This window comes from Pseudomonas massiliensis, from assembly GCF_000826105.1.
GTDB classification, from domain to species: Bacteria; Pseudomonadota; Gammaproteobacteria; order Pseudomonadales; family Pseudomonadaceae; genus Aquipseudomonas; species Aquipseudomonas massiliensis.
On record NZ_CCYK01000004.1, the window covers coordinates 75,661 to 88,869 of the forward strand.

Genomic DNA, 13,209 nt, shown 5'->3' on the forward strand with positions numbered 1-13,209 from the left:
GTCAATCGAGGAAAACACCATGACCATCAAAGCCATCAACGTCCGCAACCAGTTCAAAGGCACCGTCAAGGAAATCATCGAAGGCCCCGTGCTTTCGGAGATCGATGTGCAGACGGCTTCGGGTATCGTTACCTCCGTGATCACCACGCGCTCGGTAAAGGAGCTGGAACTGGCGGTAGGCAGTGAGGTGATCGCCTTCGTGAAATCCACCGAGGTGTCCATCGCCAAGCTGTGACTCCCCCGCGGGCCTGCTTCACTCCCCCGTGTCCTGGCCCCGGCGGGCCAGGTACGGGGGCAGATAAAGCCCAAGGTAAGCATCGAATACCCGCATGCCTTCTTCGGCCAGGCGCGGCGTGATCACGCCATGCATCTGCACCGAGCGCGCGTACACCCGGTCGCCCAGCTCCATGGCCAGGGTGAAGACGTCTACATCGTCTGGTAATTGCGGCAGCACGAAATGACGGGCGAAGAGAGCTTGCATCAATGCGCCCAGTTCAATGTCATGCTGGCGGTCGGCCTGAGTCACCTCGCTCAAGCCATGCTGCGCCAGGATCAACTGGCGAGCCGCGGCATCTTCGTTGTACAGCCCAAGCATGCGCTCTTCCACCAGCCGGGACAGGTCGCGCCAGGTCGTCAGGCTATGGCTGTCGATCGGTGTCTGAAGGCAGGCGCGGAAGGCGGCGTGGATGTCTGCCGTCAGCCCTTCCAGCAAGGCGGGCACGCTGGGGAAGAAATGGTAGACAGAGGAAGGGGGAATGCCCGCCAGTTCCGCCACGGCGTAGATGGAAAGGCCTGCCACGCCAGCCTCGGCCAGGATGGAGCGCGCCGCGGCAAGGATGGCATCGATACGCGCCTGGCTGCGTTGGCGGGGTTTACGGGGGGTAACAGTGCGCGGCATGACGGGCTCCTGGAGGCAGCCCGCATTCTAAAGGCACAGCAAGCCTTCTGGTACCGGTTGGCACCAGCGCCAATTGGCGAACAGGCTTGGAAACCTCGGTGGGAGCCAGCACCAGCTGGCGAACAGGCATCGAATGCAGCCAGATTCGCCTACTGGCGCTGGTTGAACCTCCATTCACACCGTATGCAGGTACCAGTTGTATTCCAGGTCCGAGATGGAGTGTTCGAACTCCTCCAGTTCGCTTTCCTTGCAAGCCACGAAGATATCGATGTACTTGGGGTCGATGTACTTGGCCATGATTTCGCTGTCATCCAGGGCTCGCAAGGCATCGCGCAGGTTGTTCGGCAGGCTTGGTTCAGTCTGCTCGTACGCGTTGCCTTCCAGGGGCTCTCCCGGATCGCACTGGTTGGTAAGGCCATGGTGAATGCCCGCCAGCACCGCCGCCATCAGCAGGTAAGGGTTGGCATCGGCGCCCGCGACCCGGTGTTCGATACGGACCGAATCGGGTGCGCCCGTGGGTACTCGCAGCGCCACGGTGCGGTTGTCCAGGCCCCAGGTCGGGGAGTTGGGCACGTAGAACTGAGCACCGAAACGGCGGTAGGAGTTGACGTTGGGGCAAAGGAAGGCCATGGAGGCCGGCAGGGTCTCGAGCACACCGCCGATTGCGTGGCGCAATGCGGCGTTCTGCTCGGGATCCTCGCTGGTGAAGATGTTCTTGCCGTCCTTGTCCAGGATCGAGATATGCACATGCAGACCGTTGCCCGCCTGGCCCGGATAGGGCTTGGCCATGAAGGTCGTGTCCATCTCGTGGTCATAGGCGATGTTCTTGATCAATCGCTTGAGCAGCACTGCATAGTCGCAAGCCCGTAGCGGGTCTGCCACATGGTGCAGGTTGACCTCGAACTGAGCTGGGGCGCTCTCCTTGACGATGGCGTCGGCGGGGATGCGTTGCTCCTTGGCACCTTCGAGAATGTCCTGCAGGCAATCCACATACTCGTCGAGGTCGTCGATCAGGTACACCTGGGTGGACTGTGGACGTTTACCCGAGATCGGCGAGCGAGGAGGTTGCGGTCGGCCATTCACGTTCTCCTGGTCGATCAGGTAGAACTCCAGCTCGAAGGCTGCGCAGATGGTCAGGCCCAACTCATCGAATTTCTGCACCACCTGGCGCAGCACTTCTCGGGGATCGGCGAAGAAAGGCTCGCCCTCGAGCTCGTGCATGGTCATCAGCAATTGCGCCGTAGGGCGCTTTTGCCAGGGCTCGTTGCTCAAGGTATTGGGGATGGGATAACAGATACGGTCTGCGTCACCGATGTCGAGGCCCAGGCCCGTGCTTTCTACCGTAGACCCGTTGATGTCCAATGCGAACAAGGACGCCGGAAGATTGATGCCTTTCTCATACACCTTATGCAGGCTGGTGCGCTCGATGCGCTTGCCACGCACTACACCATTCATATCTGCAATCAGAAGGTCGACGTACAGAACCTCAGGATGATCCTTGAGGAATGCGTTTGCTTCGTTCAGCTGAACGGCACGCGGGGGTACCGACATGATGCAACACCTTTGTTGTTAAAAATATCAATCATTGGCTTGGAACCAGTTCAGTCAATCCGAAAGCCAATCCGAAGTCAAGCTGGCCCAGCTGCGCCTCAAGAAGGGGCCTGTTAGGCCACTTCTGCCTAATTATGGTGCGATTAACGTCTGAATTTTTCATCATTTTTGACGCGTAAACCAAGACGTGGTGAATTCTTTACGGGGTGTTGTATAAAAAATTGAACAGCGCTAAGCTCGGTCGTATCCCATAACAGCAACAATAACGGGGAATATCATGGCACGCCTGCTATGTATGGGCGCAACTGCCTGGTTGGCATCGCCGCGCTTGCGACGCTGCGCGCCGTCACATCTTGCCTTATGCTGCAAAGGGCTTGCCGGCCCCAGAGTGTTCCCGGTCGCAACAGCGTTACCGGATGCTTGGTCAGGCACACCCTATCACTACAATGCCTTCAGCTCGACTGGAGCGCGTCACGAACCGGCACAGGTTCGTATTAACATACTGCCAGAAGTCGCTCTCGTGCACCCGTTCGCCTCATCGGCCCAGGGCAGCGGCGCATCCCTGCGCGCGCTCGGCCCCGTCGAGGCAGCCCTTGCATGTTTGCGGCACAGCGCCTGGCCCCTTGCGGAAGGCCAGGAACATCCGCGCCACCTGCTGACGCTGCCGCGTCGGTCACCTTCGGCCATAGAGGCCGGGGGCCTTGCCTCCTGAGGTATTTATGAGTACCAACCTCGACCAGCTCACGGATTGGTTGAAGAAGCACAAGATCACCGAAGTCGAATGCCTGATCAGTGACCTGACCGGCATCACTCGCGGCAAGATTTCGCCTACCAACAAGTTCATCGCCGAAAAGGGCATGCGCTTGCCGGAAAGCGTACTGCTGCAAACCGTTACCGGTGACTACGTCGAAGACGATATCTATTACGAGTTGCTCGACCCGGCCGATATCGACATGCTCTGCCGCCCGGATGAAAACGCCGTATTCCTGGTGCCTTGGGCCATCGAGCCCACCGCCCAGGTGATTCATGATACCTACGATAAGCAGGGCAACCCGATCGAGCTGTCTCCGCGCAACGTATTGAAAAAGGTGCTCAAGCTCTACGCTGATCGTGGCTGGCAGCCAATCGTGGCGCCGGAAATGGAGTTCTACCTGACCAAGCGCTGCGACGATCCGGACTTCCCTCTGCAGCCCCCGATCGGTCGCTCCGGGCGCCCGGAAACCGGTCGCCAGTCGTTCTCCATCGAGGCCGCGAACGAATTCGACCCCCTGTTCGAAGACGTGTATGACTGGTGCGAGCTGCAGAACCTGGACCTGGACACCCTGATCCACGAAGACGGCACCGCCCAGATGGAAATCAACTTCCGTCATGGCAGCGCTCTGTCCCTGGCCGATCAGATCGTAGTGTTCAAGCGCACCATGCGCGAGGCGGCGCTCAAGCACAACGTGGCCGCTACTTTCATGGCCAAGCCCATGACCGGCGAGCCTGGCAGCGCCATGCATCTGCACCAGAGCGTGGTGAGCGTGGAAACAGGCAAAAGCATCTTTTCAAACGAAGATGGCTCCATGAGCCAGTTGTTCCTGCACCATGTGGGCGGCTTGCAGAAGTTCATTCCCGAGTTGCTGCCACTGTTCGCGCCCAATGTGAACTCATTCCGCCGCTTCCTGCCCGATACCTCGGCGCCGGTCAACGTCGAATGGGGCGAGGAAAACCGTACCGTGGGCCTGCGCGTGCCAGACGCCACGCCACAGAATCGCCGGGTGGAAAACCGTCTGCCGGGCGCGGATGCCAACCCTTACCTGGCCATCGCGGCCAGCCTGCTGTGTGGCTTCATTGGCATGGTCGAGGGCATTCCGCCCAGCGCGCCGGTGCATGGCCGTGGCTATGAGCGCCGCAACCTGCGCCTGCCGCTGACCATCGAGGATGCGCTCGAGCGCATGGAAAATTGCCGAACGGTGGAGAAATACCTCGGTCGCAAGTTCGTGACCGGTTATGTAGCGGTCAAGCGTGCCGAGCATGAGAATTTCAAGCGCGTGATCAGTTCGTGGGAACGGGAGTTCCTGTTGTTCGCGGTCTGATCGATGCGGACCGCCGCCCATCCCGGGCCGGCCCAGGAGAGGAATGATGAGCACTAAGAGTCCACAAACCCTGCAATGGCAGGCCCTCAGCGGGGATCACCACCTGGCGCCCTTCAGCGACTATAGGCAACTGAAGGAAAAAGGTCCGCGGATCATCACCGAGGCCCAGGGCGTTCACCTTTGGGACAGCGAAGGGCACAAGATCCTGGATGGCATGGCGGGCCTGTGGTGCGTGGCGGTGGGTTACGGCCGAGAAGAGCTGGTACAGGCCGCGGCCGCGCAGATGCGTGAGCTGCCTTACTACAACCTGTTCTTCCAGACGGCCCACCCGCCTGCCCTGGAACTGGCCCAGGCAGTGGTGCAGGTGGCGCCTGACGGCATGAGCCACGTGTTCTTCACCGGCTCTGGCTCGGAGGGCAACGATACCGTCCTGCGCCTGGTTCGCCATTACTGGGCACTGCAAGGCAAGCCTGGCAAGAAAACCATTATCGGTCGGGTCAATGGCTACCACGGCTCCACCGTGGCCGGCGCCAGCCTCGGCGGGATGTCCGGAATGCACGAGCAGGGCGACCTGCCGATCCCGGGCATCGCTCACATCCCGCAGCCGTACTGGTTCGGTGAAGGCGGCGACATGAGCCCGGATGAATTCGGCCTGTGGGCGGCGAACCAGCTGGAAGAAAAGATCCTGGAGCTGGGCGAGGACCAGGTAGCGGCCTTCATCGCCGAGCCGATCCAGGGCGCCGGCGGGGTCATCATTCCACCGGACAGCTACTGGCCGCGCATCAAGGAAATCCTGGCCAAGTACGACATCCTCTTCGTTGCCGACGAGGTCATCTGCGGATTCGGCCGTACGGGCGAGTGGTTCGGTAGCGATTATTACCAGCTCAAACCGGACCTGATGACCATCGCCAAGGGCCTCACCTCGGGTTACGTGCCCATGGGTGGCGTGATCGTGCGCGATCGTATCGCCAAGGTAATCAGCGAAGGCGGTGATTTCAATCATGGCTTCACCTACTCCGGGCATCCGGTGGCGGCCGCTGTCGGCCTGGCCAACCTGCGCCTGCTCCATGAAGAAAAGATCATTGAACGGGTGAGAAGCGAAACGGCACCATATTTGCAAAAGCGCTTGCGGGAACTCGAAGACCACCCGCTGGTGGGCGAGGTCCGTGGGTTGGGCATGCTGGGCGCCATCGAGCTGGTAAAGGACAAAGCCACGCGCGAGCGTTATGAAGGCCGTGGTGTAGGCATGGTCTGCCGGCAGTTCTGCTTCGACAATGGCCTGATCATGCGCGCCGTGGGCGACACCATGATCATTGCGCCTCCGCTGGTGATGACCGAGGCGGACGTGGATGAACTGGTAAGCAAGGCGCGGTTGTGCCTGGACCTGACCCTTAATGCGATAAATGGCTAAATGCTAGTCTGTACCCAGGTGCGTTAGCCTAGGCGCCGGATCACCCGCTGGCCAGGCGCTGGCGGTGAGCGGGTGGTTACTCAAAAAATTTGGAGCATTACGCATGAAGAAATTTGGCAAGACGCTGCTCGCCATGTCCCTCGTGGCCGCCGCGGCCGGGGCAGCCCACGCGGATGACAAGGTCCTGCACGTCTACAACTGGTCCGACTATATCGCGCCCGACACCGTCGCCGACTTCGAGAAGGCGTCCGGAATCAAGGTGGTATACGACGTCTACGACAGCAACGAAACCCTGGAAGCCAAGATGCTCGCCGGTAAATCCGGGTATGACATCGTAGTGCCGTCCAACAACTTCCTTGCCAAGCAAAACAAGGCCGGCGTTTACGAAGAACTGGACAAGGCCAAGCTACCGAACTGGAAGAACCTGGACGAGTCTTTGCTCAAGGCCGTGGGCGATGCCAGCGACCCGGGCAACAAGCATGCCTTCCCCTATATGTGGGGCACCATCGGCATCGGTTACAACCCTGCCAAGGTCAAGGCCGCGCTGGGGGTGGACAAGATCGATTCCTGGGATGTGCTGCTCAAGCCTGAGAACATTGCCAAGCTGAAATCCTGCGGGGTCAGCTTCCTGGATTCGCCTACCGAGATGCTGCCGGTCGCCTTGCACTACCTTGGCCTGCCGACCAATACCACCAAGAAGGAAGACTTGAAGAAAGCCGAAGACCTCTTCCTGAGCATCCGCCCGAACATCACCTATTTCCACTCTTCCAAGTACATCTCTGACCTGGCTACCGGCAATATCTGCGTAGCGGTCGGCTATTCGGGTGACGTGCAGCAGGCCAAGTCTCGTGCCGAGGAAGCCGGCGGCAAGGTGACGGTCAGCTACGCCATTCCGAAGGAAGGCGCCGGCACCTTCTACGACATGGTCGCGATTCCCAAGGATGCGGAAAACAAGGAGGCTGCCTATGCCTTCATGAATTTCCTCCTTGAGCCCAAGAACATGGCCCAGATCACCAACGCCGTTCAGTTCCCGAACGGTAACAAGGCCGCCACTGAATTCGTGGACGATGCCATCAAGTCGGACCCGAGCATCTACCCGTCCGACGAGGTGAAAGCCAAGTTCTACGCGATCGCCGATCTGCCCCAGCCTACGCTGCGTGACATGACCCGTAGCTGGACCAAGATCAAGTCGGGCAAATAAGCGCCCGCTCCAGGGCTTGCCAGGCGGCTGTGCCTGGCAAGCCGGGGCGAATGTTTACGAATTAATTTTGCCCAGCGGGCGTATCGAAGGTAAGTTGCGCGCCGGTTTTAGATTCCGGTCGGTTGGTTGCCGTCTGAAAGAATATTTCGAGAGGATATTTCACTTGTCTGACTCCTTAACAAGCAAGGCGATAATGCTCACCCTCGGGCTTGCCTTCACGGCTGGCGCCCACGCGGCAGGGACGGTAAAGATCTACAACTGGTCGGACTACATCGGTGAAACGACCCTGGCGGAATTTGAAAAGGCTACGGGCGTCACGCCTTCCTATGACGTCTTCGATTCCAACGAAACCCTCGAGGGCAAACTGCTCGCAGGCCATACCGGCTATGACGTGGTGGTACCGTCGAACCATTTCCTGGGCAAGCAGATCAAGGCTGGCGTGTTCCAGAAGCTGGACCGCAGCCAATTGCCCAACTGGAAAAACCTCGATCCGACCCTGATGAAACGCCTGGAAGCCAATGATCCCGGCAACCAGTATGCCGTGCCCTACCTGTGGGGTACCAACGGCATCGGCTACAACGTGGCCAAGGTCAAGGCTGCCTTGGGCGTGGAAAAGATCGACTCTTGGGCAACGATCTTCGAGCCCGAGAACATGAAGAAACTACAGAAGTGTGGCGTGGCCTTCCTCGACTCGCCTGACGAAATGATGCCTGCCGTGCTGCAGTACCTGGGGCTGGACCCCAACAGCACCAACCCGGACGACTACAAGAAGGCTGAAGCCAAGCTGCTCGCGGTGCGCCCGTACGTGCGCTATTTCCATTCTTCCAAATACATCACGGACCTTTCCTCCGGAAACATCTGCGTGGCCGCCGGGTTCTCCGGAGACGTGTTCCAGGCGCGCAACCGCGCCAGTGAAGCCAAGAACGGTGTGAACGTTGCCTACGCCGTACCCAAGGAAGGAGGCAACCTGTGGTTCGACATGCTGGCCATTCCCGCCGATGCGCCGGATCCGAAGCAGGCCCATGCCTTCATCAACTACCTGTTGGAGCCCAAAGTGATCGCTCAGGTGAGCGACTATGTGGGCTATGCCAACCCGAATCCGGAGGCCAAGTCTGACATGGACGAAGCCGTGAGCCAGGATCCTGCGGTGTATCCGCCACAGGACGTGCTCGACAAGGCGTACGTCAGCCACGAGCTGCCGCCTAACATTCAACGCTTGATGACCCGTTCCTGGACGCGCATCAAGACGGGCAAATAATTAACCTTTACCCGCCTCGCGGCGGGCCTGTGAAACGTTGGGAGTTCGTTGATGGCCGTTGCCTCCAGTGCCTATAAGAAAGCCCTCGAAGGCGGGCAACACCCTAAAGAGGTGTTGGTCAAGATCGATCGGGTCACCAAGAAGTTCGACGAGACGATCGCCGTGGACGATGTGTCCCTGCAGATCCACAAGGGTGAGATCTTCGCCCTGCTGGGGGGATCGGGCTCGGGTAAATCCACGCTGTTGCGCATGCTCGCCGGCTTCGAACGGCCGACCGAAGGGCGAATCTTCCTCGACGGAGTGGACATCACCGATATGCCGCCCTACAAGCGGCCCATCAACATGATGTTCCAGTCCTACGCCTTGTTCCCGCACATGACGGTGGCCCAGAACATCGCGTTCGGCCTCAAGCAGGACAAGATGCCCGCCGCGGAAATCGACGCGCGGGTCGCCGAAATGCTCAAGCTGGTGCACATGACCCAGTATGCCAAGCGCAAGCCGCACCAGTTGTCTGGCGGCCAGCGCCAGCGGGTGGCGCTGGCGCGCTCCCTGGCCAAGCGTCCCAAGCTCTTGCTGCTGGACGAGCCCATGGGGGCGCTGGACAAGAAACTGCGTTCGGAGATGCAGCTGGAACTGGTGGAAATCATCGAGCGCGTGGGTGTGACCTGCGTGATGGTGACCCACGACCAGGAAGAAGCCATGACCATGGCCCAGCGTATCGCCATCATGCACTTGGGCTGGATCGCCCAGATCGGCAGCCCCATCGACGTGTACGAAACCCCTACCAGCCGGCTGGTGTGCGAGTTCATCGGTAACGTCAACCTGTTCGACGGCGAAGTGGTCGAGGACATGGAGGGCTATGCCCTGATCAGCTCTCCTGAACTGGAACGCAGCATCTACGTGGGCCACGGTGTGAGTACCGCGGCCGAAGACAAGAGCGTGACCTACGCCATTCGCCCGGAAAAGCTGCTGGTCACCACCGAACAGCCGCCGACCGAGCACAACTGGTCTCGCGGCAAGGTCCATGACATTGCCTACCTGGGTGGGCATTCGGTGTTCCACGTACAGTTGCCCAGCGGCAAGATCGTACAGTCGTTCGTGGCTAACGCCGAGCGTCGCGGCGCCCGGCCGACCTGGGACGATGAAGTGTTCGTATGGTGGGAAGACGACAGCGGCGTGGTGCTTCGCTCATGAACAAGAAACTTAAGCGTATCTATAACCGGTGGGTGCCTGGCGGCCGCCAGGTCGTGATCGGTATCCCGTTCCTGTGGCTGTTCCTGTTCTTCATGCTGCCGTTCTTCATCGTATTGAAGATCAGTTTTGCCGAGGCGGATGTGGCCATTCCGCCCTATACGGAAATCTGGCAGTACGCCGAAGGCAAGATCGACATCGCCCTCAACCTGGCGAACTACCTGCTGCTGGGTGACGACGAGCTTTACTTCTCGGCCTACCTTGGTTCGCTGAAGATGGCGTTCTTCAGCACGCTCTTGTGCCTGCTGATCGGCTACCCCATGGCATACGCCATGTCCGTGGCCAAGAAAGAAACCCAGACAGTGCTCTTGCTGCTGATCATGATGCCGACCTGGACGGCGATTCTGATCCGGGTGTACGCCTGGATGGGCCTGCTGAGCAACAATGGTCTTTTGAACGGCCTGTTGATGTACCTGGGCCTGATCGATCAGCCACTGCAGATCCTCAACACCAACCTGGCGGTGTATATCGGCGTGGTCTATTCCTATCTGCCGTTCATGATCCTGCCGCTGTTCGCCAACCTGGTCAAGCACGATCACAGCCTCCTCGAAGCCGCGTCAGACCTGGGCTCGAGCCGCTTCAACAACTTCTGGAAGATCACCGTGCCGCTGTCGAAGAACGGCATCGTGGCCGGCTGCATGCTGGTGTTCATCCCGGTGGTGGGTGAGTTCGTGATTCCGGAACTGCTGGGCGGGCCGGAAACCCTGATGATCGGCAAGGTATTGTGGCAGGAGTTCTTCAACAACCGTGACTGGCCGGTGGCATCGGCCCTGGCAGTAGTGATGCTGGCCCTGTTGATCGTCCCCATTCTGCTCTTCAACCGTAGCCAGGCCAAAGAGATGGAGGGCAAGGTATGACTTCGCGCTGGCGTTTTTCCACCTTCATGCTGTGGGCGGGCTTGCTGTTCATCTACGCGCCCATGGTCATCCTGGTGATCTTCTCCTTCAACGCTTCCCGGCTGGTGACGGTCTGGGGAGGCTGGTCGGTGAAGTGGTACGTGGGGCTGATGCACAACGATCAGCTGATGAGCGCCGTGTTCCGCTCGCTGGAGATCGCCACCTACACCGCCCTTTCATCGGTGTTCCTCGGCACGCTGGCGGCCTTCGTGCTGACCCGCGTGCCTCGCTTCAAAGGGCGTACCCTGTTCGGTGGCTTGGTCACGGCACCCCTGGTGATGCCGGAAGTGATCACCGGTCTCTCGCTGCTGTTGCTGTTCGTCGCCATGGCGCAGGTGGTGGGCTGGCCGCAGGAACGCGGCGTGCCGACCATCTGGATTGCCCATACTACCTTCTGCGCGGCCTATGTGGCGGTGGTGGTGTCGGCGCGGCTGCGTGAGCTGGACCTGTCCATCGAAGAGGCAGCCATGGACCTGGGCGCGAGGCCCTGGAAGGTCTTCATGCTGATCACCATCCCCATGATCGCGCCTTCCCTGGCAGCCGGCGGCATGATGTCGTTCGCCTTGTCCCTGGATGACCTGGTATTGGCCAGCTTCGTGGCCGGGCCCGGCTCCACCACCTTGCCGATGGAGGTCTTCTCCCAGGTGCGCCTGGGGGTCAAGCCGGAGATCAACGCCATCGCCAGCCTCATCCTGTTGGTGGTGTCGATCTTCACCTTCTTCGTCTGGTTCTTCAGCCGCCGAGCCGAAGAGCGTCGCCGTCGGGCCATCCAGCAAGCGATCGAAGAAGCCGCTCAAGCCAACTCGGCACAGCCGGACCCCCGTCGGGCCAAGGTCGAAGCTGTCTCCGCCTGAGCCCTTGTGTCCAGGGAAACGTGGCGGTAGGGTTACCCGCATAACCGGGTAACCCTTATGTCCGCTACCTTCCATCCAGACCAGCTGCGCGCCAGCCTCGCCCTTCTCGCCGATGCCCGGCCGCCTTGCGAGCACGGGGCAGCCTACCAGCGTTTCTACGGGCTCGACCTGCCGGGCTGCGGAGTCCGTTTCACCAGCCTGCTGGGGCGTTTCGAGGTTGAAGGCTTCGATGTGGTAGCCCAGGCCTGGCTCCCGCCGCAACCTCGCGGCACCTTGCTGCTATTGCATGGTTTCTATGACCACATGGGGCTGTTCCGGCACCTGATAGACTGGGCGCTGGACTGCGGCCTGGCGGTGTTGTCATGCGACCTGCCGGGCCATGGGTTGTCCAGCGGCACGCGGGCAAGCATCCAGGATTTCGCCCACTACCAGTCAGTACTGGACAGCCTGCTGATCCAGGCCGGTAGCCTGACGCTTCCTCGGCCCTGGCACGCGCTGGGGCAGAGTACAGGCGGTGCGATACTCATCGACCATGCATTGCACCAGGCTCAGCGCAGCCCCATCGACGGGCAGCTGATGTTGTTGGCGCCTTTGGTACGGCCCCGGGCATGGGGGTGGTCCAGGCTCAGTTACCATGCGCTGCGCCCGTTCGTGGACGGGATCGCCCGGCGCTTCAGCGAGAACAGTAACGATCCGGCTTTCCTGGCGTTTCTCCAGGCCGATCCGCTACAGCCGCTGCGCCTGCCCACGGCCTGGGTAGGCGCGCTGGTGCAGTGGGTCAAGCGCATCGAGGCCGCTCCCGGCTGTGAGCGCAGCCCCTTGATCGTTCAGGGGGAGCAGGACATGACCGTGGACTGGCGCTATAACCTCAAGGTCCTAGAGCGCAAATTCAGGCAGCCCGAAATCCTGCGCCTGCCTCAGGGCCGGCATCATCTGGCCAACGAGACGACGCGGATTCGCGAACATTACCTTTCGCATCTGCGCGAGCGCCTGTAGTGCAGGCGCGGGCCGGTGCCAAGTCCAGGCGCCCTCAGCGCGTACCTACCGCCAGCCCCGCGCGCACCGCTGCCAAGGCTGCCTGGTAGTAGGCCTGGCCGTCCGCCGATTCGGCGAAGGCTACGAATTCTTCCAGCTCGGGATCGCTCAGTTCGCGATAGACGTAGAGGAGGGTGTTATCCAGGTCCGCGCCTATCTGCTGCTCGAGACGTTCACGTTGGCCTTCCAGCAGGCCTTGCGGAGAACCGCCTCCGAGCAGGCCGGGAATCATCGAGCTCAGGCTGTCGGCCGCTACGCCTGCAATGGCCAGGCTCACTTCAGCACCGGCTTCGCGAGCAGGCAGGGCGCGGGCCAGGTGGCCGATAAGCAGCTGCCGGGTATCGCTGGCCTGCATCTTGGGCAACCCTTGGGCATTGCGGGCCAGCTGGTCGGCGCGGGTAGCCAGCAGTTCGGCGGCGACGATCTTGCGCCCCAGGGGCGACTGGAAGAAGGCCAGGGCCGGCTGCGGTCGTGCCAGCGCCTGGCGCAGGCTGGCTTCGGCCCGCTGATCCATGGCCTGGGGGGCGAAGCGCTGGTTGCTATTGTTCACCAGCGCTTGGAACACCGCCGGGGGCAAGCTGTTCTGGTAGCGCTGTTGCGCGGCCCGCAAGGCTTCGGTGAAGTGTCCCCGCTGCTCCGGCCAGCCCGCTGCCTTGTAGAGTTCGTCGTGCATGTCCGCCCAGGCCGGGAAGGCGCAGAGCAGCAACACAACGGAAATAAAACGACGCATGGAGGACTCCTGTCGGCAGGGCGCTATTGTCTGTGTGGGCGGCCGC

At 60.8% G+C, this 13,209-nt stretch carries 12 protein-coding genes; 9 read left to right on the forward strand and 3 right to left on the reverse strand.

Annotated elements, in window-relative coordinates; all coding sequences use genetic code 11:
• Window positions 1–19: 19 nt before the first annotated feature.
• Window positions 20–235: a TOBE domain-containing protein gene (locus BN1188_RS01770; protein WP_040259480.1), complete on the forward strand. Its 216-nt coding sequence runs from the start codon at window positions 20–22 to the stop codon at window positions 233–235.
• 18 nt (window positions 236–253) lie between these two features.
• On the opposite strand, the gene BN1188_RS01775 is transcribed toward BN1188_RS01770, so the two are convergent.
• Both BN1188_RS01775 and BN1188_RS01780 read right to left on the reverse strand, forming a co-directional pair.
• Window positions 254–898 carry a TetR/AcrR family transcriptional regulator gene (locus tag BN1188_RS01775; RefSeq protein WP_040259482.1) on the reverse strand — a complete coding sequence of 215 codons (645 nt, stop codon included), beginning with the start codon at window positions 896–898 and terminating at the stop codon, window positions 254–256.
• 174 nt (window positions 899–1,072) lie between these two features.
• Window positions 1,073–2,449 carry a glutamine synthetase family protein gene (locus BN1188_RS01780; protein ID WP_040259484.1) on the reverse strand — a complete coding sequence of 459 codons (1,377 nt, stop codon included), beginning with the start codon at window positions 2,447–2,449 and terminating at the stop codon, window positions 1,073–1,075.
• Window positions 2,450–3,168: 719 nt separating this feature from the next.
• Between BN1188_RS01780 and BN1188_RS01785 the strand changes: the two genes are divergently transcribed.
• From BN1188_RS01785 to BN1188_RS01820, 8 genes are all read left to right on the forward strand, one after another.
• Entirely contained in the window at window positions 3,169–4,527 is a 1,359-nt protein-coding gene (locus BN1188_RS01785; RefSeq protein WP_040259485.1) for a glutamine synthetase family protein, read from the forward strand.
• Window positions 4,528–4,573: 46 nt separating this feature from the next.
• Window positions 4,574–5,938 (forward strand): aspartate aminotransferase family protein, encoded by a 1,365-nt coding sequence (locus tag BN1188_RS01790; protein ID WP_040259486.1) that lies wholly within the window; start codon window positions 4,574–4,576, stop codon window positions 5,936–5,938.
• A gap of 103 nt (window positions 5,939–6,041) precedes the next feature.
• On the forward strand, window positions 6,042–7,139 hold the full coding sequence (locus BN1188_RS01795; protein ID WP_040259488.1) for a polyamine ABC transporter substrate-binding protein: 1,098 nt from the start codon (window positions 6,042–6,044) through the stop codon (window positions 7,137–7,139).
• Between the two features lie 193 nt (window positions 7,140–7,332).
• Complete coding sequence (locus BN1188_RS01800) at window positions 7,333–8,397, forward strand: polyamine ABC transporter substrate-binding protein (protein ID WP_088776178.1); 1,065 nt, start codon at window positions 7,333–7,335, stop codon at window positions 8,395–8,397.
• 51 nt (window positions 8,398–8,448) lie between these two features.
• Complete coding sequence (gene potA, locus BN1188_RS01805; protein ID WP_040259490.1) at window positions 8,449–9,591, forward strand: polyamine ABC transporter ATP-binding protein; 1,143 nt, start codon at window positions 8,449–8,451, stop codon at window positions 9,589–9,591.
• A gap of 32 nt (window positions 9,592–9,623) precedes the next feature.
• Entirely contained in the window at window positions 9,624–10,505 is an 882-nt protein-coding gene (locus tag BN1188_RS01810; RefSeq protein ID WP_187375306.1) for an ABC transporter permease subunit, read from the forward strand.
• Window positions 10,502–11,398: an ABC transporter permease subunit gene (locus tag BN1188_RS01815; protein WP_040259493.1), complete on the forward strand. Its 897-nt coding sequence runs from the start codon at window positions 10,502–10,504 to the stop codon at window positions 11,396–11,398. Before BN1188_RS01810 ends, BN1188_RS01815 begins: the two co-directional genes overlap by 4 nt.
• 57 nt (window positions 11,399–11,455) lie before the next feature.
• Window positions 11,456–12,394 (forward strand): phospholipase BipL, encoded by a 939-nt coding sequence (locus tag BN1188_RS01820; protein WP_040259495.1) that lies wholly within the window; start codon window positions 11,456–11,458, stop codon window positions 12,392–12,394.
• Between the two features lie 34 nt (window positions 12,395–12,428).
• Here the strand turns inward: BN1188_RS01820 and BN1188_RS01825 are convergent, their stop codons facing one another.
• Window positions 12,429–13,163: a DUF2059 domain-containing protein gene (locus BN1188_RS01825; protein WP_040259496.1), complete on the reverse strand. Its 735-nt coding sequence runs from the start codon at window positions 13,161–13,163 to the stop codon at window positions 12,429–12,431.
• Window positions 13,164–13,209: the final 46 nt, after the last annotated feature.